Annotated in this window: 25 protein-coding genes; 11 read left to right on the plus strand and 14 right to left on the minus strand. The window is 40.2% G+C overall.

The features are described from left to right. Positions 1 to 32 precede the first annotated feature (32 nt). The 5 genes from AFM12_RS13820 to AFM12_RS13840 are packed head-to-tail and all read right to left on the minus strand — an operon-like array spanning position 33 to position 5,270. On the minus strand, positions 33 to 551 hold the full coding sequence (locus AFM12_RS13820; RefSeq protein ID WP_055149229.1) for a hypothetical protein: 519 nt from the start codon (positions 549 to 551) through the stop codon (positions 33 to 35). Positions 552 to 575: 24 nt separating this feature from the next. Then, positions 576 to 899, minus strand: coding sequence for a hypothetical protein (locus AFM12_RS13825; RefSeq protein WP_131458366.1), 324 nt, complete (start codon positions 897 to 899; stop codon positions 576 to 578). 4 nt (positions 900 to 903) lie between these two features. Further along, on the minus strand, positions 904 to 2,292 hold the full coding sequence (locus AFM12_RS13830) for a TolC family protein (RefSeq protein WP_055149233.1): 1,389 nt from the start codon (positions 2,290 to 2,292) through the stop codon (positions 904 to 906). Further along, entirely contained in the window at positions 2,270 to 3,622 is a 1,353-nt protein-coding gene (locus AFM12_RS13835) for an HlyD family secretion protein (RefSeq protein ID WP_055149235.1), read from the minus strand. The genes AFM12_RS13830 and AFM12_RS13835 overlap by 23 nt, the downstream gene beginning before the upstream one ends. Next, complete coding sequence (locus AFM12_RS13840) at positions 3,615 to 5,270, minus strand: peptidase domain-containing ABC transporter (RefSeq protein ID WP_055149237.1); 1,656 nt, start codon at positions 5,268 to 5,270, stop codon at positions 3,615 to 3,617. The genes AFM12_RS13835 and AFM12_RS13840 overlap by 8 nt, the downstream gene beginning before the upstream one ends. A 121-nt stretch (positions 5,271 to 5,391) precedes the next feature. Here AFM12_RS13840 and AFM12_RS13845 point away from each other — a divergent pair, with 121 nt between their 5' ends. Next, positions 5,392 to 6,069: a TetR/AcrR family transcriptional regulator gene (locus AFM12_RS13845; protein WP_055149239.1), complete on the plus strand. Its 678-nt coding sequence runs from the start codon at positions 5,392 to 5,394 to the stop codon at positions 6,067 to 6,069. Here AFM12_RS13845 and AFM12_RS13850 read toward each other — a convergent pair. Then, complete coding sequence (locus tag AFM12_RS13850) at positions 6,066 to 8,468, minus strand: endonuclease MutS2 (RefSeq protein ID WP_055149241.1); 2,403 nt, start codon at positions 8,466 to 8,468, stop codon at positions 6,066 to 6,068. The two genes, AFM12_RS13845 and AFM12_RS13850, sit on opposite strands and share 4 nt — an antisense overlap. A 232-nt stretch (positions 8,469 to 8,700) precedes the next feature. Between AFM12_RS13850 and AFM12_RS13855 the strand changes: the two genes are divergently transcribed. Beyond that, the gene (locus AFM12_RS13855; RefSeq protein ID WP_055149242.1) at positions 8,701 to 9,021 is read left to right on the plus strand and encodes a c-type cytochrome; all 321 of its coding nucleotides are present in this window, start codon (positions 8,701 to 8,703) and stop codon (positions 9,019 to 9,021) included. A gap of 140 nt (positions 9,022 to 9,161) precedes the next feature. On the opposite strand, the gene rplI is transcribed toward AFM12_RS13855, so the two are convergent. The 3 genes from rplI to rpsF are packed head-to-tail and all read right to left on the minus strand — an operon-like array spanning position 9,162 to position 10,308. After that, on the minus strand, positions 9,162 to 9,614 hold the full coding sequence (rplI, locus tag AFM12_RS13860) for a 50S ribosomal protein L9 (RefSeq protein WP_055149244.1): 453 nt from the start codon (positions 9,612 to 9,614) through the stop codon (positions 9,162 to 9,164). Between the two features lie 56 nt (positions 9,615 to 9,670). Beyond that, entirely contained in the window at positions 9,671 to 9,925 is a 255-nt protein-coding gene (gene rpsR, locus AFM12_RS13865) for a 30S ribosomal protein S18 (protein WP_055149246.1), read from the minus strand. A 5-nt stretch (positions 9,926 to 9,930) separates the two neighbouring features. Continuing rightward, the gene (gene rpsF, locus AFM12_RS13870; protein ID WP_055149248.1) at positions 9,931 to 10,308 is read right to left on the minus strand and encodes a 30S ribosomal protein S6; all 378 of its coding nucleotides are present in this window, start codon (positions 10,306 to 10,308) and stop codon (positions 9,931 to 9,933) included. Positions 10,309 to 10,594: 286 nt separating this feature from the next. Between rpsF and AFM12_RS13875 the strand changes: the two genes are divergently transcribed. From AFM12_RS13875 to AFM12_RS19715, 5 genes are all read left to right on the plus strand, one after another. After that, on the plus strand, positions 10,595 to 11,782 hold the full coding sequence (locus AFM12_RS13875; RefSeq protein ID WP_055149250.1) for a phosphoglycerate kinase: 1,188 nt from the start codon (positions 10,595 to 10,597) through the stop codon (positions 11,780 to 11,782). A gap of 88 nt (positions 11,783 to 11,870) precedes the next feature. Further along, positions 11,871 to 12,110 carry a hypothetical protein gene (locus AFM12_RS13880; RefSeq protein WP_055149526.1) on the plus strand — a complete coding sequence of 80 codons (240 nt, stop codon included), beginning with the start codon at positions 11,871 to 11,873 and terminating at the stop codon, positions 12,108 to 12,110. 20 nt (positions 12,111 to 12,130) lie between these two features. Continuing rightward, the gene (locus AFM12_RS13885) at positions 12,131 to 12,892 is read left to right on the plus strand and encodes a LytR/AlgR family response regulator transcription factor (RefSeq protein WP_131458368.1); all 762 of its coding nucleotides are present in this window, start codon (positions 12,131 to 12,133) and stop codon (positions 12,890 to 12,892) included. 428 nt (positions 12,893 to 13,320) lie between these two features. After that, complete coding sequence (locus AFM12_RS20055; protein ID WP_165492350.1) at positions 13,321 to 14,013, plus strand: histidine kinase; 693 nt, start codon at positions 13,321 to 13,323, stop codon at positions 14,011 to 14,013. Positions 14,014 to 14,462: 449 nt separating this feature from the next. Then, positions 14,463 to 15,116, plus strand: coding sequence for a sensor histidine kinase (locus tag AFM12_RS19715; RefSeq protein ID WP_157687412.1), 654 nt, complete (start codon positions 14,463 to 14,465; stop codon positions 15,114 to 15,116). Positions 15,117 to 15,391: 275 nt separating this feature from the next. Here AFM12_RS19715 and AFM12_RS13900 read toward each other — a convergent pair whose 3' ends face one another. Further along, a complete protein-coding gene (locus AFM12_RS13900; RefSeq protein ID WP_055149258.1) occupies positions 15,392 to 16,381 on the minus strand; it encodes a WD40/YVTN/BNR-like repeat-containing protein in 990 nt (329 codons plus the stop codon). Between the two features lie 61 nt (positions 16,382 to 16,442). On the opposite strand from AFM12_RS13900, the gene AFM12_RS13905 reads away from it, so the two are divergent. Further along, positions 16,443 to 17,801 (plus strand): BatD family protein, encoded by a 1,359-nt coding sequence (locus AFM12_RS13905; RefSeq protein ID WP_055149260.1) that lies wholly within the window; start codon positions 16,443 to 16,445, stop codon positions 17,799 to 17,801. Positions 17,802 to 17,813: 12 nt separating this feature from the next. Then, entirely contained in the window at positions 17,814 to 18,890 is a 1,077-nt protein-coding gene (gene aroC, locus AFM12_RS13910) for a chorismate synthase (protein ID WP_055149262.1), read from the plus strand. On the opposite strand, the gene AFM12_RS13915 is transcribed toward aroC, so the two are convergent. Genes AFM12_RS13915 through AFM12_RS13925 form a run of 3 tightly spaced genes read right to left on the minus strand, consistent with a single transcriptional unit; the run spans position 18,887 to position 20,968 of the window. Then, a complete protein-coding gene (locus AFM12_RS13915; RefSeq protein WP_055149264.1) occupies positions 18,887 to 19,903 on the minus strand; it encodes a hypothetical protein in 1,017 nt (338 codons plus the stop codon). The two genes, aroC and AFM12_RS13915, sit on opposite strands and share 4 nt — an antisense overlap. 19 nt (positions 19,904 to 19,922) lie before the next feature. Beyond that, on the minus strand, positions 19,923 to 20,453 hold the full coding sequence (locus AFM12_RS13920) for a hypothetical protein (RefSeq protein WP_055149266.1): 531 nt from the start codon (positions 20,451 to 20,453) through the stop codon (positions 19,923 to 19,925). A gap of 2 nt (positions 20,454 to 20,455) precedes the next feature. Then, positions 20,456 to 20,968, minus strand: a complete 513-nt coding sequence (locus AFM12_RS13925; RefSeq protein ID WP_055149268.1) for a phosphoribosyltransferase family protein — start codon at positions 20,966 to 20,968, stop codon at positions 20,456 to 20,458. 73 nt (positions 20,969 to 21,041) lie between these two features. Here AFM12_RS13925 and AFM12_RS13930 point away from each other — a divergent pair, with 73 nt between their 5' ends. Together AFM12_RS13930 and AFM12_RS13935 are read left to right on the plus strand one after the other, a co-directional pair. Next, complete coding sequence (locus tag AFM12_RS13930) at positions 21,042 to 21,461, plus strand: DUF4783 domain-containing protein (protein ID WP_082391345.1); 420 nt, start codon at positions 21,042 to 21,044, stop codon at positions 21,459 to 21,461. A 90-nt stretch (positions 21,462 to 21,551) separates the two neighbouring features. Continuing rightward, complete coding sequence (locus tag AFM12_RS13935; RefSeq protein WP_055149272.1) at positions 21,552 to 22,043, plus strand: hypothetical protein; 492 nt, start codon at positions 21,552 to 21,554, stop codon at positions 22,041 to 22,043. Positions 22,044 to 22,046: 3 nt separating this feature from the next. Here AFM12_RS13935 and AFM12_RS13940 read toward each other — a convergent pair whose 3' ends face one another. After that, positions 22,047 to 22,229, minus strand: coding sequence for a hypothetical protein (locus AFM12_RS13940; protein WP_055149274.1), 183 nt, complete (start codon positions 22,227 to 22,229; stop codon positions 22,047 to 22,049). Positions 22,230 to 22,338 lie beyond the last annotated feature (109 nt).

Here is a 22,338-nt window from a genome sequence, read left to right on the forward strand (position 1 = left end):
TAGCTCCGGGTATTTTTTATGACTCTCCTTTATCAGACTAAAACGATCTCTTTCACCTTCAGTATCCTAAATTCTTCGCCCAAATAAGCAGTAGCTACCAAATCCATAGCGTGCTGGCGAGTTTCCTCGTCTAAAGTATTTAATTCTTCAGCTGTAACTTTTACTACGCCCTCATCAAATTCAATTTGCCAGTTTGAAGGATCTATAAATACAGGGTCCTGGTTTTCGTCGTAAAGTTTAAAAGGCTCTGGATTTTTGTTGGGCAACTTGGCGTAAAGAAACTCCCAATGTTCTAATTCGGGGGCGTTTTTAATAATCTTTTTACTAAGTTGAAGTCTGTCAAACTCACGGTTTGGCGAAAGCACAAAAGAATACAATTTGCTCTGACCTTCGTTTATCTCCCAAGTAAAATGGCCAAAGCTTAGAATTTTACGATCAAAATGCTCCTTCAATTCCATCATTTTTGTTTCAGAACCCTGCTCCAAAACCTTCCTGATCAACACATCATTCTTCTCCCACCATTTCCAAAATTTGACTATATCTTTGTTCACTGAGCCTGCATTTTAGGCAGCAAGTTAGGCTGATTTCCTGAATTTGTCATCGTCACGCAGACCCTCAGACAAACTCCAGTCGAACGAAATGAGTGGCACCGAAAATACTTCAACCTCCTCTTTTGAGTAGTTTTGATGAATTAGTTCCTGAATTTCGTCAAAGAAAGCAGCTTTGGTAATACAACTGATCTTATTGATTTTTTCTTCAGTTATTTTAGCTCCGGAGCTCACAAAGCGGCTTCGATTCCAATCAACCTCCACGGTTTTGGCAAAGCGATGAAAAAGCAGTAGATCACGTACTTTATGAGTCGATTCGTCTGACTTGCAATAAACCTGTAAGTGTAACATAAGTCTATGAGATTAATAAACCAGCCACCCATTGCTGTTTAAACCAACTTTGAAGATACTTTGCTTGTAGTTGAATTAATTTGGTATAGCTATCCAATAATTTATTTTGCCTTGAATTAATCACAAAAAGTGAGCTTTCTCCCTGAGAGAATCTCAGCTCCTCCAGGTCAAGTAGTCTTTGATAATTTGCTACCAGATTTTGAGATAAACCAATCTGTTGTTGCAAAGCACGCAGTTCAGTGTCGTACTGACGAATTTTAGTTTCCAACTGTTGTCTCTTTAACCTCAGAGCCCACTGTGTTTCGTCAATCTTTAGGGAGGCCTTTTGGTATTGCCCCCGGCCCTCACGTAGAAATAGCGGCATGTTAAAGCTGATCCCAAACTTATAATTATTGGTTAAATAAGGATTATAGGCTCCTTCAAAACTGTAGTAGTCTTTGCTAAGCAGATTTGCTTTCAGGTTTAGCTCTGGCAAAATATCCTGCCTTTTAAGCCTCTGTTCTACCTCAAGACCTTTTAGCTTGAAGTCATAAATCATCAGATCAGGATGTAAATTTAACTGGCTGATCAATTCGCCTGTATTAAACAACTCCGGTGGACTATTAAAAAACAAGGTATCAGGTCTGACGGTTGGAGCGGGCAAATAGGCTTCCCCGTCAGTATCCCATAGAAACTCTGAAAGTCCAACCCCCTTCTTCAAAAACTCCTGCCGAACTGAGGTAATGTCAAGTTCAAGAGCAATAACTTGGCCCGCCGCTTCAACGGTATCTGCCAATGCTTTGTCTCCGTTTTCATAAAGAACTTTAGTAAGCTCTAACCGTTCTCTGGCGTTCTCAAGGTTTTGCTCTAAAACTGTTAACTGCTTAAATGCCGCGGCCCAGTCCCAGTAAGTGCCAAGAGCCTGTACATAAAGGTCGTTTATCATACTACGTTTCTCTACATCGGCACTTTGCTGGAATATTCTGGCCTTTTGAAGTGTTGCCCTCTTCTTATCCAAAAGAAGGCCACGAAGAACCGGAAGTTCCACACCGGCATAGCTTAAAACACCTGGAGTTCTTTGAGGATTCAGGTATTCTCCTCCACTACTTTCAATACCCGTTTTTACTTTAATGCCGAATGGCGTGAATAAACTAAGCTCCGGTTGATCATAACGATAATACTGATCACCTGAAAGTCTTTTCTCATCCCTATCGTAGGCAAGAACCGGGTCAAAAATACCTTTTGAAGAAAGTACCTCCGCTGCAGACTGCCCGATTCTCAGATCGGCCTGCTTGGCCACAGGGTGATTTTCACCGATGATTTTCATGAAAGCATCTGGTGTCAAAACATCCTGAGCCCAAATAACCGGACTGATCAGTAATAACAGAAGACTATTTTTTAGCTTTCGTCTCATCAGGTTTAAATTGGTAATATTCAGGTGGGAAACCGTTGATATTTCTCCAAAGCTCGTAGTAAACCGGCACGTCTTTTAGCAAGGCGATTCCACGTGCACCGCCCCCTATTTTGAGCATCTCGGGCCACTCTCCTTCTTCGGGATCCGGAACGACCAGAATCTTAAAAAGACCGTTAGCATCAGTATTGCTCTCTATGGCCGCAACCTGCCCACCAAAAGTACCATAGCTTGAATTAGGCCAACCACTGAAGACAATTGCCGGGAAACCATCAAAAATAAATCGGATATCCTGCCCGACACTGATCAGCGGTAAATCCATCGGTTTGATGTATAATTCTACGGCTTTCTCATTAATTTCAGGAACAATCTCGATGATCATATCACCCTCCTTAATAATCTCACCGATACCTGCTTTCTTAGCTTTTGTGACCTGCCCGCTTTGTGGAGCCAAAAGATACAGAAAGTCCCTTCTGACGGCATAGTTTGAGAGCTGATTCTCCAGTTTAGCGATATCAGCCTCTGTACTGGTGGCAGAAGAGATACTTGCAAAACGTTCTCCTTCCGTTTTCGCCAGTTTTTCAGAATAATCCTGAACCACCTCATTTCGGTTGATCTTGAGATTGAGAAGTTCTTGTTTACTTTGATTGAGTTTGTTATCAAGGCTATTGACCTTGGCCTTTCCGTTTTGATAATTAACTCTTCTTTTTTCAAACTCCACCATTGACATGGCTCCTTCATCCAGCATTTTCTGAGCGGCATCAATTTGACGGGTATACGCCAATAACGCATTTTCCGCTGCTGCCAAGTCTGCACTATCGCTCGAAATTTTCAACCGTTGCTGAACAATTTTGTTGTCAATGGAACTCAGCTTTAAGTCTCTAGCCTCACGCATGGCATTCATCTGAACCAATGCCGCGTCTGCCTTATTACGATAAGCCTCAGCGGATAAATTTTTTGCAACAATTTGCTTACCTACCTGGTCAGTTAGATTGGGGTCAAGGTATTCGGTTTTCACTTCCGCCATTTGCACTAGAGTGTCACCTTTATAAACATAATCCCCCTCTTTGACATACCACTTCACAATACGTCCCGGAATAAACGCATTCAACTCCTGAGGACGATTCTCTGGCCTTAAGGCCGTTACTTTGCCATTGGCTCTAATGTTCTGGGTCCAAGGCAAAAACATGATGACTACAAAAAGCAGACTTAGCCACAGAAACCACATAATGGCTTTGTTTTTTTGCCTTATGAGATAGACATCATTGATGGAAGGCAAATGCTGCCTCAGTTCGGGCGAATTATCAATATCTTTATCGAGTATCCTATGCATTTTGCTTTAGTTCAATTACTTTATCACACCATTTAGCGTTAGCCATGTACTCTGATGCCAGAATGACCGTGGTTTTAGTTTCTTTTAAATAGTTTACAATACCCTCTATCTGTTCCTCACTTAGATAGCGGAATGGCTCCTCCATCAGTGTAAGTCTGTTTTGAAGTAAAATAGCCCTGGAAAGTAAAATCTGATGGACTTCTTTTGAGGATAGCTGCCTTCCGAAAGGCTCAAGAATAGTATTCATTCCATCCTCAGTTTTGCCAATAAATTCACTTAGGCCTGTTAAGCCGCAAACTTTTTTAACCAAGGCAAGATCCAGCTGATTATCACCAAGTGTAATATTCTCAAGAATGCTTCCCTCAAAAATATTTTGCTTTCCAAGAAGAATGCCCATCTGCTTTCTAAGGGAGACGTTATCGTAATTACCAATAGGCAAGCCATCGATCAAAATCTGACCTGAACGCTTCCTGAAAGACCCTGTCAGCAATCTTAAAACGGACGTTTTACCTGAACCCGAGGATCCGTGAATCAATAACCATTCACCAGGTTCTACTTTGAGATTTAAGTTATTAAGAACGGTTTCATTCTCCTCATAACCGAAAGTAACATCGGTCATTTCTACTGAAATCCCCTCTTCTTTTGCAGGTAATTCAAAAGTACCTGAAACCTCAAGGGCCGCCTTCGCCACTTTATCCAGTTTCTCCACCGCCGTTAATGATTCGTAAACCTGATCCATATTCCCGATCATCTTCTCCACTGAGCCCAGAATCAGAAGAATTACGATATCAGAAGCAATGAACTGACCGATGTTTATCTGCTGATCTACAAGTAATGTTACACCTAGAATCAGCATGGCTGCTGTAATAATTACTTTAAAGACGATCAATGACCAATACTGAAACTTCAAAACGCCAAAGTGACTTGTTCTTGCATTGAGATATCTTGACAGGAGCCCATCCATTTTCTTGAGATGAAGCGTGGTATGACGAGCGTATTTAAAGGTCTTCACCCCTCTGGCCATTTCTTCAAGCCATGAAGCGGACTTGAATTTATAATCACTCGTTTCAATAGAGGTAGAAAAACCCTTATTTGACGTAAATCTTAAAATCAAGACTATTATAGCAAGTAAGATAAGACCAAAAGCAATAAAAAGCGGATGATAAAATGACAATAACAAGACCCCGAAAAGAATCTGGATTATCGCCGATGGAATATCTACCAGCAGTTTATGTAAACTTTTCTGGAGGCCCGGAGCATCAAAAAATCGATTAACAAGCTCTGGCAAATGATATTTATTCAGCTTTTGAATATCTAAGAGAGGTAGCCTCTCAGCATACTCAATGGAATATCTAACGAAAAGCTTCTGTTCAATTTTCTCAATTAACTGGAGCTGCCTGACCTGTAAAAAACCGGCTATGAAAGTCCCCAATAGAACCAGTGCAATCAAAACTACAATAGAGGTGGAGATAGAGCCCGCCTGCACAAACCCGATGATGGTCTGAATACCCAAAGGTAGAGAAAGTGAAACGAGGCCTGCGAATATTGAATATATATATATCGCAGTAATATCTCCCTTATCCAGCCAGAGCAGAGACAATATTTTTCGTATTGCAATGCTAATTTCCGATTGTTTTTGATTTGCCATAACTGATAAATTCACCCAAAGATAAAAAACAATTATTTATAATAGCAATACTATTACATGTATTTACATTTATTATATATATAACAATAAAACTTCTATATTTGCAGCAAATACTACGACAATGCAATTAGGTTTTCAGGTTAGAATGAACCCGGGCCTGTTTCTCAGAGACCCGGATAGCAGCGAAGTAGGGAAGCAGATCATCAAGCGATCTATTGACCTCATTGCTGAGATGGGTTATGAAAAGTTTACCTTTAAAAAACTGGCAAACGAGATTCCGTCAACTGAAGCTACGGTTTACAGGTACTTTGAGAACAAACACAAGCTTCTTATTTACCTCATGGATTTATACTGGGGCTTTATTGAGTTCCAGGTTCTTTTTCAAATAAACAACCTCAGTGACCCAGAGAGCAAAATCAAAAAAATCGTAGACTTACTGGTCTGGGAGGATAACGCAGAGCAAACGTTCCTTGATCTTGACCAGAAAGCTCTGTATCATATAGCAGTAGCTGAGAGCAGCAAAACATACCTTTCAAAGGATGTAGACGAGCATAACAAGGAAATGTTCTACAAACCTTATAAAGACCTTTGCTCGCTCATCGCGTCCATTTTTGAAGAATATAACGCTGACTACTCTTATTCAAGAACGCTCGCGAGCTCCGTTATAGAGCTAAGCCATTGCCAGTTTTATTTCATGAATCACCTTCCAAATCTTTGTGATTTCTCAAAAAGAAAAGACCCAAAAGAAGTTGAGGCCTTTCTTGAAAATTTAATTTTTTCCAGCTTGAAGTCTGCTTAAGTTAATTTTACAATAGTGACGCCATGCCCACCCCGGTCGGCATGTTCATCCTCAAATTTATTAACTTGCTTATAGCTCTTCAAATGGGTTCTCACCAGATTTCTGAGAATTCCATCCCCTTTGCCATGAACAATTCTGAGCTCATGATGCCCGAGCATAATGGCATCATCCATCAAACTATCAAGTGCATGCATAGCTTCTTCAGCTCTTTTTCCTCGGATATCAACGTTGAAATTGAAGTTTGACATCTTCTCATTCATATCAAGTCCACCAAGCTTTTTCTTTGGGCTTTCTTTTGTGGCCTCCTTGAAGGCCTTTTTGCTGACTTTCTCCAGTCTATTGATTTTTATGTTTGTTTTCAGCTGACCAATGGCTACTTCCGCATCTTTACCTTTCATGCTTAAGACCTCGCCAATAGTCTGCTGTCCCTTCACTTTCACGAAAGACCCTACCTCTATCTTTCCCTCCTCTTTTTGCCACTTTGGCCCTTCTTCTACCTTTTCCTGTTTGAGCTGTTTTGTTTCAAACTGCTGAAGCTCTTCTCGTAATTCTTTCGTCCTCTCCTTTTCTGCCTTATTCTCTTTGATTTCACGAATGGCATTCTCAATTCGCTTGTTGGTATCCTGAAGAAGCTTTTTAGCCTCTGCCTTTGCATCATTCAGGATTCTCTTTTGCTCCGTATCTAAGAAGTCCTTCAGTCCCGTATATTGATCAAGCTTCTGCTTCAATCGCTGATTTTGTTCATTGAAACGAGCATTTTTCTCGGCATATACCTTTTTCTCAATCTCCAGTTCTTTAAGCATCTTCTCAAAATCCACCTGCTGAGTACCCAACTTCATCTGAGCTCTTTTAGTGATATAATCAGGCAAACCGATCTTACCAGCCACCTCAATAGCGAAAGAGCTACCTGGCTTTCCTAATTCAAGCTCATAGAGTGGCTCCAGTTGCTCTGCATCAAACTTCATGGCCCCATTGATCAGCCCCCGGTTTTTATCAGCAAAAATTTTGAGGTTAGTATAATGAGTATTGATTACCCCTTTGGCCTTTGACTTTACAAAATTTTCAAGCAATGATTCAGCTATTGCACCACCGAGATTAGGCTCTGTTCCAGTACCAAACTCATCTATTAAGAACAAGGTCTCCTTGTTCATATGACTCAAAAAGAAGTTCATATTGGTCAAATGAGAACTGTAAGTACTCAAATCATTCTCAATGCTTTGCTCATCACCAATATCAATGAACAGGTTACCAAAAATACCCAGCTTTGAGTCAGGTGACATAGTGACCAAAAAACCACATTGAGCCATATATTGATTGAGACCAATCGTCTTCAACATTACCGATTTCCCACCGGCATTGGGCCCTGATACAATCAAAATGCGGTTTTCATCATTAAGCTCAACTTTCAAAGGGACGGTTGGCTTCTTCAATTTTTGATGAGCCAAATATAAAATCGGATGCCGTGCACGGTTCCATTCAATAATTTTTTCATTGACAAGCAGCGGAGCGGTGGCATCCAGATCGATCGCAAGTTTTGCTTTCGCTCGTATAAAATCCACCAACCCAAGTAAGAAATAAGACTTCTTTAACTCGGACAGATACGGCCTGATTTCCGAAGTCAGAGCTTTTAGAATTCTGATGACCTCACGCCTTTCCTTGATTTCAAGGTCCCTGATCTCGTTATTGGCCTCCAGCACTTCAGCTGGTTCCACAAAAGCCATTTGACCTGTACTGGACTCATCATGAACAATACCCTTCATCTTCCGCTTATGTTCGGCCAGCAATGGAATAACCAGGCGACCGTTTCTGACAGTGAGAGTCATTTCCTCTCCTATCCAGCCAGAATTTCGGGCCGTTTTATAGATTCTTTCAAGGGTCTTTCTAACAGCATTTTGTTCAGCAAGAATACGCCTTCTTAAATCATATAATTCTCTGGAAGCATTATCCCTGACCTGTCCGCGTTCGTCAATTACTCCATCGATTTGCGATACGATGTCATACAAATCAAGCTCTTCTGAGACCGTTTGATTCACCATCTCCACCAGCAATGGATAACGCTCGTCTTTTCCTTTGAAAAAATCCTGAATCTGAAGAATGGTATTCAGGGACAATTTGAGATCGAAGAACAATTCTTCTGACAGATATGAACCTTCCTTTTCAATACTACCCAGTTCGTCGGCGAGGTCAATATAGTTTTGCTCAGGAAACGAAGAATGCAGTTGTAAAATCAGTTTAAACTCGGCCGTTTGACCTATCAACTTTTTTACCAGATCATAATTATCTGAAAACCTGATTTTCTCCACAAAGGCCTGTCCAAGCGGACTCACACATCTCTCTTTCACAAGCTCACGAATGGTATCAAAACCAAGCTTGTTCTCAACGTTTTTTGGGTAAAGCATTCTTTACAATTGGTTCAGCTGCAAAATTAGGAAAATTGTGCGTGCAGCTAACAAACCACAGGGCTTTGAAATAAATTCTGTTCATCAGTAAGGTCTTAACAGTCCCTTAACAACCTTACGAGCCCTTTTGGCGTCTAAACGATAGTAGTTTTGACCAAAAGAATGGATTTAGCTATTGATTCCATTGTTTATCAACCATATTTGCATCACGTTTTAAACCTATAAATTGAAAATGAAAAAAATACTCGTTACTCTCTTGTTTATCGGTGGCATTTCTTCTTTATCTCATGCCCAGACGCGTATACCTCCGAATGTGCAAAAGCTATTGCAAAAGAACACCTGTCTTGCCTGCCACAATGCTGACAAAAAGCTCGTAGGCCCAGCCTATAAAGAGGTAATGCAGAAAAAGAAATATAAGCCTGAGCAGATTGTAGAGCTTATTTATAAGCCAAACCCAAAGAACTGGCCTGGTTATCCACCGATGGCCCCTATGGCCCAGGTTCCTAAAAATGAAGCTTTGATTATCGCCAAGTGGATTGCTTCTTTGAAGTAACAAAACGTAAAAGCGAATGATAAAAATGAAGCCGAGAGTTTAGCTCCCGGCTTTTTTGTTTCCTTCCTATCTTTGATCATAGCCAAATGAAAAAGGCGAGCTTTTCAGCCCGCCTTTCATTCATATTGGTGATTTTATAATTACTCAGCTTTTGCTTCTGCAACTACGTTAACTTTCACTTCGTGTTTCACCTCTTTGTGAAGGTCAAGAATTGCGGTGTACTCACCAATATTCTTGATATCATTCAGGGCGATTTTTTTACGATCAACTGCAAAACCTTTTGAAGCAAGAATATCAGACACCTGAGTATTCGTTACTCTACCGAAGATTTTACCTGACTCACCGGCTTTCATTGAGATTTCAACGACTGTTTCTCCGATAGCAGCTGCCAATTCCTCAGCTTCTTTCTGAATTTTCTCTGCCTTGTGAGCAGCTTGTCTTAGATTCTCAGCAAGTACCTTTTTGTTAGAATCGGTAGCTAGAACCGCAAATCCCTGAGGGATCAAATAATTGCGACCGTAACCCGGCTTAACATCAAGAACATCGTTCTTATAGCCAAGGCCCGCAATATCCGTTTTTAATATAATTTCCATTTTCTTAATTCCAGATTAATAGTGAATGCGAAAGGTTTAAACAAACCCGCCTGACTTTATTTTAAGCCATCAGCCACGTAAGGCAATAAAGCCAAATGACGTGCTCTTTTGATAGCTGTACTTACTTTTCTTTGAAATTTAAGGCTGTTTCCTGTGATTCTTCTAGGAAGAATTTTGCCCTGCTCATTAAGGAACTTCAAAAGGAAGTTTGGATCCTTATAATCTACATACTTAATACCGGCTTTCTGGAAGCGACAGTATTTCTTTTGCGTTCTGTCTTTACGCTCTACTCTTTCGTTTACTAATGACATAATTCTTAAGCGTTTTGAGTTTCTTTAGGTGCATCTTGATTTTTCTTACCGATTTTTCCGCTTCTTCTTCTCGCAGAATAATCAGCAGCATACTTATCTAACTTGGTAGTTAGAAAACGCATGATGCGTTCGTCACGCTTGTACTCTGTCTCTAGAGTAGCAATCAGGGATGGTTCGGCTTTGAACTCGAACAACTGATAGTAGCCCGTTGATTTATGCTGGATGGGATATGCCAATTTACGAAGACCCCAATGTTCTTCGTTCAATAGCTCAGCACCATTATCAGTCAGCACACTTTTGAATTTTTCGACAGCGTCCTTCATCTGGGCTTCAGACAAAACGGGAGTTAAAATGAACACTGTCTCGTACTGGTTTTGAAACATGATAATTGATTTAAATAAATATGGTTTTCAAAAATGAGGTGCAAAAGTACAAAAACCATCTTTAAAAACAATGTGCTGATTTATAATGTTTTCCGTCACAAAATTAAATTTTGAAATAGTTTCAAATCGTTAGAATTTTCAAAACAATAAATTGGACTAATCAAATAGAATCACTGCAAAAGCACAATAAAGCCATTCAATATTTACCAGTTTTGAGCATTAACATTAGTTTTGTTTCGCTTTTTTTAAGCTAAAACAGCAAAACTCACAGGTCTAAACGTACACTATGATAACACTAGACAATTATGATTTTTCGGGCAAGAAAGCTCTTGTTCGTGTTGATTTTAACGTTCCTTTAAACGATCAGTTTGAAATAACTGATGACACTCGTATTAAAGCAACGATACCGACGATCACTAAGATTCTTTCTGATGGTGGCTCTTGTATTCTGATGTCTCACCTTGGCAGACCAAAAGATGGCCCAACCGAAAAATATTCATTAAAGCACCTCGTCCCAGCCCTTTCGCTGAAACTTGGTGTAACTGTAAAGTTCGCTGACGATTGTATCGGTGATGAAGCAGGCAAAATGGCAGCAGCATTGAAACCCGGCGAAGTTCTTTTGCTTGAAAACCTGAGATTTTATAAAGAAGAAGAAAAAGGCAACGAAGAGTTTGCTTCAAAACTTGCCAAACTTGGTGACGTTTGGGTAAATGATGCCTTCGGTACAGCTCACCGAGCTCATGCCTCTACAGCTATTGTTGGAAAATTCTTTACTGATAAAGTTTGTGGCAAAGTGATGCAGGCTGAAATCGACAATGCTCAAAAAGTATTGGAAAACGCCGAAAGCCCTTTCACGGCTATCATGGGTGGAGCTAAAATCTCTGACAAAATCTTAATTATTGAGAAGCTTCTTGATAAAGTAGATAACCTGATCATTGGTGGCGGGATGACCTACACATTTACCAAGGCCCTTGGAGGACAGATTGGAAATTCTCTCTTAGAAGCCGACAAACAAGAACTTGCTCTTGAAATACTAAAGAAAGCTGAGGAGAAGGGCGTAAATATTATCATGCCACTTGACAACCTCATCGCCGATGATTTTAGCAATGATGCTAATACGCAAGTAGTGAAAAGAGGTGAAATTCCTGATGGATGGGAAGGACTAGACATTGGACCTGAAACTGCAGAGCTTTTTGCTGAAACGATAAGAAAATCAAAGACAGTACTTTGGAACGGCCCGATGGGAGTGTTTGAATTCCCAACATTTGCAAAAGGAACCAATGCCGTGGCCGATGCAGTAGTTCAGGCTACAGAAGAGAACAATGCTTTCTCTTTAATTGGGGGTGGTGATTCTGCCTCAGCTATAAATAATGCTGGTATGGGTGACAGAGTATCTTATGTTTCTACCGGCGGAGGAGCTTTGCTTGAATATATGGAGGGTAAAGTGCTACCGGGTGTGGCTGCTCTTTCCTAAATAAATAAAGACTCTTTATGTGTCAGAAAGTCATCTCAGTATTGGGATGACTTTTTTGTTTACATTTGATATTCAAAATGAATCCTTCATGAAAATAATGACCTGCAAACAACTTGGCGGAGCCTGTGACAAGGTTTTTACCGCAGAAAATTTTGCTGAAATGGCAGAACTTTGTAAGCAACATGGAATAGAGATGTATCAAAAAGGGGATCAACCACACATTGAAGCCATGGCTCAAATGCAAAAAATGATGCAGTCTCCTGATGACATGAACAACTGGTTTCAAGCGAAACAAAAGGAATTTGACAATCTTCCTGAAACCAACTAAAATTGTTCGCAAAGCACAAAATGTCTTCGAGAGATAAAAATATTTCTGTATTCGTCCTTGATGATGAGCCAATTGCTGTCTCAATAATTGAAAAGTTTGTAGGCGAAACTGAAGGGTTAGAGCTGAAAGGCTCTTCTACTGATCCTGTCCAGGCTCTATCTGAAATAGAGCAACTCAAACCACAACTCTTGTTTCTGGATATTAATATGCCGGAAGTCTCAGGTTTTGATCTTCTTAAAACTCTTGGAGATAATAAGCCATTGGTCATTATTACCTCGGCATACCCTGAATATGCCATAAAAGGCTATAAGTTTGAGGTAATCGATTACCTTCTAAAACCCATCCCTTACTCTGACTTTAAAGCAGCAGTAGATACAGCCATTGATCGACAAAAACTTCTTCAAAAGGTTCAAAAGGAAGACCCCGCTGGAAAAAATGAGACAAATATTACTGATGGTTTTTTCCTGAAAGTAAACAAAGAAAATATAAGAGTTAAACCCGCTGAAATTGCATTTATTGAAAGCCTCGGAGACTATGTAAAAATCCATTTTATTGGCCGTAGTAAGCGTTTTCTTGTGGCCCGCTCTACACTTTCAAGTATAGAAAAAGAACTGCCTGAGAGTGAGTTTATTAGAGTACACCGTTCCTCTATCGTGAATATATCACAAATAGACTCCATCAATGGAAGTACCATTTCCCTTAAAAAGGCCATTGAAATCCCTGTAGGCAAAACCTACAGACAAATCGTTCAGAAAGTATTTAAGGATTTGGCGATCAATTGACTGTGAAATATAAGGGCCAAAAAATTGATAAAGAACTTATTCTTGACTGGTATTTTGACAATAAAGAACGGTTTGGGGTAAAAGTTGGACTTCATTTTCTGTTTTGGGCTTTATGCTTCAATATTGGCTGGTTCATTCACTTCAAGAATTTTCCAAATATAAGTCAGGCTGAATGGGTCTATTATCAATTAAACTACACTCTAAATCTTATTGTATTCTATCTTCTGTCCCTTCAATTAAAAAGGGGGCTATGGACCCTTATCATAATACTAACTTTCATTTTAGTTCCGGTTTATATAGTCTCTACTAAACTTTTCTTTGAATTAAGTCATTCTTTTTATCCACAATCTCAATATATTTCAATCTGGAGGTTGAATTATTGGTGTAATAGTTATTGGGAGCTATTCACTGTCTTTAAGTCATACCGTATGGCATTTTCTTATAATGCCGCAGTAATATTTATCTTCTTTGTTATAAAATTCTTGTTGACTAACATTGAGCAAAATGAATTGAACCAAAGAAAACTTGAAGAAAATTTAGAACTTGAGCTAAGCTTTCTTCGCTCACAAGTAAATCCGCATTTCCTGTTTAATACATTAAACAATATTTACGGTCAGGCTCTTTCAAATGAGAAGGCGACTCTATTGATTATTTCTCTTTCAAAAATTCTCAGGTACTCTTTTCACACGTCTGAAATATCGTTGGTTCCTCTTAGCAAAGAGTTAGATATTGCTCGACAGTATTGCACGCTTTTAGATGTATTTCTCAAAAGAAATAAACCAATTGAGATAATTGGAAATCAAACAAGTAATCGGCTTATACCTTCATTTGAAATTATCACGCCCCTAGACTGTCTTTTCATATTTTACAAGTACGAGACAGAAGAGAGTTGCAGGGTGATAAAAATCTTGAAGGACATAGCACACTTAGACTTTTCTATCTGGATAACAAACGAGTTTAAGTCGGGGAAATTTATAAAACTCTTTAACGACGTGTCATATAGGCTCATAAAGACTACTAACATGGAAAAGGCCCAACTTTTTTACACAGAAGAGCCCGACAAAATCAATATTGTTTATAAAAGTGACGTAAATCTAAAAGAGATGAAATTAGTGCTGTGAAAATAACTCAAAAAAATAAAGGTTTATCTCTTGCTGGAATGTTCAAACACTATCATGAGAAAGCCAAAATAGTAACACTTGGTTTAATATTTTATCACATTTTGTTCTGGGGCACCGGCCTGGGACTATTCTTTATGTTAATGTTAAACGGAGAACACGTCCAGCTTGACGCTCTGGCGTTCTATTTTCTTCTATATATTGGCAATATCATCTTCTTTTATGTTTTAATTTTCAGAAGGCCCACATTAAATATTAGAGGTCTTGTCGTTTTATTGTCGTTACCTTTTTTCTGGTTCATTCTTTACAACTTATCGATCGGTTTTATTCGAGTTATTTTTCCGAAGGATGAAACCCTCTCTCCTATTTTTGAACAATTTTTCTTTTCACCATTAGAAATTTACAAGACTCTCTTTGCCCAAGCAATTGATTCAAATTTTGCAGTAATGCTTATGCCCACCTCCGCCTTAACAGTATATTGGTTATGGAAAAAACAGGAGCAAAATAAAAAGCTTACCGAAGAAGAATTAAATCTAAAACTCAACCTCCTGAGAACTAAAATTAACCCCACACTTCTCTTTAGAACCCTTAATGAACTTGAAGAAGTTACAGCCGACCAACCCGACGCCAAAGAAAGCATCCAAAAACTCTCGTCCTTAATGGCCTACTCTATTAACGAAACAGGAAATGAGGCCGTGGAATTGAAGAGAGAGATTGAGTTTGTTTGGGAATATGTTGCTCTTGCCAGAATGCGTTTGAATGAAAAAAAGAAAATCAATCTGGAAGTTCTTGGGAATCCTGTTCATTTAAAAATCAGACCGCTTATCTTAATTTCTTTTGTTGAAAACTCCATAAAGCATGGTCTTAATAAAACGAATAAAAATGCGTGGGTAGACATCAAGATAGTTATAGAGAAATCTGAAATATTCTTTATTTGTAGGAATAGTATATCAGCGGAAAATAAATCTACAGATTTTGAAACCAGCGGTATCGGACTAAAAAATACCAAAAAAAGGCTTTCATATTACTACCCCAAAAAACATGAGCTTCAAATTTCTGAAGTTGAGAAGGAATACTCAGTAAAACTGAGAATACAACTGGACTAGTCATTTACCGCTCGATAAAAAAACTTCAGATTGCAGATGGGGCTTCCGTTTATCGCAAAACTAAACCCGTTCGTCGCAAAAAGTATTGCCAGAACACCCTACTTAACTAATTTTAAACATGTTTCTGAGACATAAACACAACTTTACACAACAAACTCAGATTCATCAAACACTTTGATAAAAGGCTCGCTTCTAAATCCACACAACTAACATTTCGTCCTAACCTCTAAAGTATTTTTTTTATAACCCCTTGCTTGATCTACGGTTTACAAAAACTATAATTTTAACCGTCCGAATCGTCCTTCAGCCCCAATTGCGAAACAGTTTTTACCGGCACAACGGACCACATGGAAAGGTATCGTATCAACCGTTTCCCAGTAAAACCCTTGATTGACAGAGACAGATGTTCCTGATGGACCTGTCACGATTAAAGTATTCTTAACGGAGGCTGCCGATTCTTTCAAACCCGGCGGATCTATCTTTCCACTCTGCCAACGTTGACCACCGTCTAAAGTCATGGCCATATTAATTTGCTCTTCTTTGTCGGCCAGATAGTCACCTCCCAGAATAAAGCCTCGTTCATTGTTCATAAAATGAAGGCCAAAGATTCCATTACTATCGCCCGAAGGAAAGCCCGTATCTACCACAAACCAGTTTTGACCAGAGTTCTCAGAGACCAATAGTTGCGATTGAAATGCGTACCAAATCTTGGTTCCATTAGTTACCATTCCACTGTTGCTGGCCGCAAAAGAGGCTGAACCTTTCTTCACTTTGGGTAATAGGTTTGCATTAACCCTTTTCCAGTTTCGGCCACCATCTTGGGTTTCCAAAAGATAGACTTCATCCCCTACAGCATCGCCGAATACAAATCCATGACTTTCGTTTAAAAAACAAACGCCATCTAAAAACACCCCGGACTGATCAGTTTCAAAAACCTTCTGCCAGGTTTCACCTCCGTCTTTCGTTCTGAAGATTTTGGCAGCACCTTCTTCTGCCAAACCTGCACTAACTGCAATGGCGACTTTCTTACTTAAACCTTTAATTCCCCTAAAATCAAGCCCCGGCCTTTCGCCAACCCGGAAACTATTCCAGTTTTCGCCACCATCCACAGACCTTAAAACTGTATTGGCAGAGCCTCCGGCCCATATTACTTTTTTACTCAGCACGTCCATCGACCGAAAAGAAGATTTTGAGCCTGTATCGACCATACTCCACTGAGCTAGAACAGAAAAGTTGACGAGAAAAAGAAAAATATATTTCATCATAGCGACAAAGTTAGAAGAACCTAAAGTAATGGTTTTGGAAGGCTTTCGCTAATTTTGCCCAATGAGGTGGATTCATTTGATCTTACTGTTTTTAGTCTCCCTGAAAAGCTTCTCGCAAAAAAATGAGGTTCAAATCACAACCAGTGGCCGCAACCTGAGTATTGGAGATGAATTCACCATTTCTATTGTGATCAGGGACTCCAAAAACAGTAATGTTTCTGAATTGCCCCCATTGCCCGGTTTGAGAAAGGAAGGCAGGTCAGTTTCTCATTCAAACGTGACTATAGAAGGCAAGAGGCATCTTCAGCATACAATTAGCCAAAAGTACATTGCTGTAAAATCAGGAGAGTATGATTTACCTACTTTTCAAATCACAATCAATGGTCAAAAATATGAGTTTCCTGATGCTCATTTGAGCATTGAGAGTTCGGAGGAAGAAAGCCTTCAAGATAGTCTGAGTACGAAAGATGATGCCCTGCTTTTTTTATTCGTTAATAAGAAAGACATTTTTGTGGGAGAAGGTTTCAGAATGCATCTGGCATTTTATGTTTCCGAGGAAAATACCGCTGAATGGGAGTTCCCAAGAAACCTGACGAGTCAAATATCAGAAATATACGAACTCTTAAAACCTAAAAATTGTGTTGAAAGTCGTAAAAAAATTAGCAGCATAAGGCCGGAACAGGCCACTATTGGAGGCAAAAATTACATCCGCTATAAACTCTTTGAGGGCGTTTACTATCCACTTTCCGAGGGCCCGATCGCTCTACCTCAAGTGGGTTTAATAATGGATCAAAAGAAGTCTGCCGGCGACAGCTCAAAAGTTGAAAAAATTCCATTTTTCTCCCGCCCCTTCAGTCTAAACGTTACGCCTCTTCCTGAACATCCTTTGAAAAACAGGATATCTGTTGGGCAATATTCTTTGACAGACAAACCACTACCTCAGAATGTACAAACAGGAAAAATCCTCAATTACTCAATTCAAATTTCAGGTAGTGGAAATACGAATAGCCTGAGTTTTGAGAAACCGGCCAATGATTCAAAATTTGATATCTACCCTCCTTCATCTTCGTTAAATCAATCTGATGGTGCAGAGACTGGGAGCCGTACTTTCAATTTCAAAATTTTCCCGAAAGACTCAGGTAGTTATCAGATGGGAAACTACTTTGAATGGATCTATTTTGACACACAATCTGGTACTTACGACACTCTAAGACCTGACAGATTGGTTAATGTTACAGGGCCGACAATTATCACTTCTTCTGCACAAGAGCGAAGTATTTATGAAAACCTGGCAGAGAAGTCTGTTGAAAAAAGAGAAATCAATTTCAGAAAAATTGTAAAAAATGTCGCCAATGTTGTCCTTTTCTTGATGTTGGTGGGAATGCTCTTTATTTTTGAATTTCGAAGTAACAAACACTAGAATAAACCACCTATGGGAAGCACCTACGGTAAGATTTTTAACATATCCACTTTTGGCGAATCTCACGGAAAAGCAATTGGAGTTGTGATAGACGGCTGTCCGTCAAATCTGGATTTTGATGAGGCTTTTATTCAGGAGCAACTGGACCGTAGAAAACCAGGTCAATCAAGAATAACCACTCAACGGAAAGAAGGAGATAGCTTTCAGGTGCTATCAGGTGTTTTTGAAGGCAAAACTACCGGAACTCCCATTGCAATGGTAATTTTCAATGAAGACCAGCGAAGCAAAGATTATAGTCATATTGCAGATAGCTTCAGGCCTTCTCACGCTGATTATACCTACTCCGCCAAATACGGAAACAGAGACTATCGTGGTGGCGGAAGAAGCTCTGCCAGAGAAACTGCAGCCAGGGTGGCAGCGGGTGCGGTGGCCCAGCAGGTGCTCAAAGGTTTAGGTATTGAAATTAATGCTTATGTCAATCAGGTGGGTCGTTTAAAACTGGAAAAAAGTTATCAGGAACTAGACCTTTCAAAAACCTACGAAAATGCAGCTCGCTGCCCTGATGAAGACATGGCTCAGCAGATGTTTGACTACATTGATAAAACCCGTAAAAAAGGAGACTCCATTGGTGGTGTGATTTCATGTGTAGCTAAAGGCGTGCCGGCAGGCTGGGGAGAGCCCGTTTTTGATAAATTACATGCCGAACTCGGCAAAGCTATGCTCAGTATAAATGCTGTGAAAGGCTTTGATTATGGAAGCGGTTTTGACGGCACTGAATTATATGGTTCTCAGCATAATGATGAGTTTTATACTGATGACCAGGGTAATGTAAGAACCAAGACAAACCATGCCGGTGGTATCCTCGGCGGCATTAGTAGTGGGGAAGATATCTATTTCAGAGTGGCATTTAAGCCCACAGCTACGATCATGGTTGATCAAGAGAGCGTTGATAAAGACGGAAACGCAATTACCGTTTCAGGCAAAGGCCGCCATGACCCATGCGTGCTGCCAAGAGCTGTGCCTATCGTAGAAGCCATGGCGGCCTTAGTGTTAGTTGATTTTTATTTGAGAAGAAAGGCGGAGGGTTAGCTCGGCTTTATGGTATCAAGATAGGCTAACCAGTCTTCTTTTGTGGTATTTGAGACTTCTATTTCTATCTGACCTTCATTTTCAACCTTCATTCTTTTGTTTCCTGTAAAAATCCGATCCTCAACGGTCAGACCGAAAGCGACTATTTCAACCTCCAACCCTACGGGCAGCGGAAATTTTTTACCGAAGGGCACATCCATGAGGGAATTGGTTGAGGGTATGTACAAAAAGACAAAAAAGGCCTCAGGAATCCCACTTTTGACCTGCACACTGATTTGAACCTTGTCGCCCTCAAAGGAGCCATAGTGATCGATATTGATCCAGCCTAACTCCGTTGGGAGAATGAGGTATTCATTCCGGAAATTTTCGAGAGAGTCCTGCCTTTCTTTCATTTGTTGAAGGGTCGCCGCATCCGTTTCCCAACAATCCTGCGATGATTGAATCTGACCCTCACAGGGGAAACCAATCCTTCGCATTTCGGGACCTTCCTGCCAGTCGATCATGCCATCGAGTCCCCGTTGCCCCTGAAAATAGTTAAATTGGTCACCGGAAACGAGACTCACGGCCTCAAGTCGAAGGTTTGAAACCTCTGCCAATTTAAGCTCTTCCCCATTTTTGCTTATGTTCAGAAAAAACTCACCACCCGAAAATAACAGGCGGTCTCCGGCCATGGTCGGAGCCCGGTGAAGTATCATTTCTCTCGGTGTCAAAACTTCAAGAAATTCAATCTCAAACGGATAACTGACAGAACCACCTCTTTCACTTATCAGATCCCGGGGGCTTACATAGAGCCGGGAACCATAAGGCCCTACCAGGGGCATATCGGCATAGCTGTTGATGGTTTTGATAGTGCTTTTCGATGCCCAATCGTCAAAGAGTTCTGAAATATTGCGGGTAAACGTCACTCCCAATTCCGGATCATAAAGACGATCGGCAGGCCGAAGGCGGGCGTCTGAGCAGGCCAGAAGCACACTAAACAGCAGCAATAAAAGAAAAACGGCGGATTTATTCATGAATATGCAGAGGTCGGTTTTAGAGGATTTTCGGGCATTGGAGCTGGGGATTTTTACGCTTTTTTCGTGAGACATACCCTCTGAATTTCAACCCAAAGTCGGTGTAACTTTCTTTCCAGAGTATATTGTATTTGACTTCACTAAACAAGGCCATAGAACCGAATCCGATTTCAAGGCCGGCTCCGGGTTTGGGCAGAACATTAAACCGGCTGGCTCTTGAATTTAAGGATGGGAAATAATTGAACCATTGGTTCAGATCTACCGCACCGAGCAGGTAAAATTTGGCAGAGTTGGACTGAAGAGGACTGTAATGAACAGCCAGACCGGCATAAACCTCGTGAATGGAATTGAACCCGGCCGGCTGATATTTGGCCTGCGGAACCACCGCCATTGTCGAGGACAGCGGAATTTCATACCGCAGACCAGCCCCCATTCCCTGAATGGCGTAGTTATAATGAAACTGCAAACCCAGACCGGTAGGCATTTGCCCCTGGCTTTGGCCAATGGCCATCACCAGAATAAGAAGAAAGAACCCTTTGATTTTGTGCACGCTCAGAATAAATAAACTCCCTTCTTTTCAACATCTGACAAAACGACCTTGACATGGTCATTCAATGTGGTGGACAGTCCATAGCCTACGTAATCGGCCTTGATCGGAAATTGGAGAAAATCGCGATTCACCAGCACGGCCACCTGAAGACTCTTCAGGGAAATTGATAAGAAAGGGCGGAGACTGTAGGCCAGCGTACGGCCGGTATTTAGCACATCATCGACCAGAACCACAGTTTTCTTTTTGAAAGTATCTACATCACACTCTATTTTTATATCGGGCTGAACCTCAGCCTGTTTATCGAGAACAATTTTCGCCAAGTAGATTTCTTTGTCTGTAATCTGCCTTAAATTATCTACGATCTCAGAAGCTAAAGTATAGCCCTCACCGTTAACACCGGCAACAATCAGATTTTTCTCTTTATAATTATTCTCAAAGATCTGATAAGCCATTCTTCTAACCTTCTGAGCGGTTTCCTCTGCATTTAAAAGCTCTTCTACTTCTTTTACTTCCATTGTGATTGGTTTGGCATAGTTTCTGTAAAATTAAGTAGAAAGAACCAAGTCAGGAAAACCTTTAAGATTATATATGAAATACCTTTTACCATTCTGCTTGAGTGTATTCTTGCTTTTGACAGGCCTCAGGGCAAATGATTACACCACCGATTACGCCAGCGTTGCAAGCACTATTGAGTATTCGTTTAAAAAAGGAGATTCAGCTGAACTTAGCCTACTAATGGCAGAAAAGGTGGAACTCATAATAGATTCTGAACAAGTAAACTTCAATGCCATCTCAGGAGAGCACGCCGGGCTCATCATGGCTAATTTCTTTAAGAAATATCCACCGGTATTTTTCGGTTACGAATTTGAAGGAGACAGCTCAAAAAATGTCAAATACTCAGTGGCTTCATATCAAAGTAGTAATACAGAGTTTTCAATTTACCTACTGATTAGTAAAACTTCAGGCAACCGTTTTGAAATCGAAACAATGCAGGTCAGAGAGAAATAGTGATTTTCAAATTAATCAAAATGAAGGCTCGGTATTGTTCCGGGCCTTTTCTATTTTTGCAACCCGTTTTAACGAGTAAACCAAGTATTGATGATTGTCAAGACCAAGAAATTTGCACTGGATAAGAAAAAGTATATCAACATGGCTTTCACACGCCAGATTAAGAAAAGTTGGTACTGGTTATTAATTCCACTTGCAGTTATGATTCTGGGTCCTATTCTTCATTACACAGGTGTTTACAAAAACTGGTGGATACTTATCACGGGTTTTGTAGGTGGTTTGCTATACATAGCTTTCTGGTACATTCAGTTTTATGCGGCCACGCAAATGGAGCAAAATGCTCAAATGTTTGACAAGTTCGCATACGAGATAGACAGCCGCCAGATTTTAGTCAAAGTCAATAAGCGTGAAGGCGGAGTGATAAAATGGGATACCATTCAGTCTGCTGAAAAGCTGGAGAACAATGATTTTCTTTTGCATATTGCTCGTGGGCAATTCCTGCATTTTCCGAAAAATGTTTTCAACAGCGAGCATGATATGAAATTGATGGAGAATATTCTGAGAAGAAAATCTCTACTTTAAACCCTACATATCCACTAAGTAATCAACCATTGACATTTCAATGGCTTGTTGGGAATTAAAACCCTCCTGAAGGTAGAACAAACAAGACTTCAGAAATTCCAGCTCCTCTTTTTCTGAGAAAACGTCTCTGCTCATTTCTATAACATCCTGTATGTATTCAGCAGGTATAAAGGTTTTTACTTTCATTGTAGTATAGTATCAAGATTCTTTAAATATTCCACAAATACAGTGCCACAATATCCAGATTTAGCCGCATATTAATTAGCCCCTTAACAGCCCTAAGAAGGCCTAAATC

Source organism: Jiulongibacter sediminis (genome assembly GCF_001306455.1).
Classification (GTDB): domain Bacteria; phylum Bacteroidota; class Bacteroidia; order Cytophagales; family Spirosomataceae; genus Jiulongibacter; species Jiulongibacter sediminis.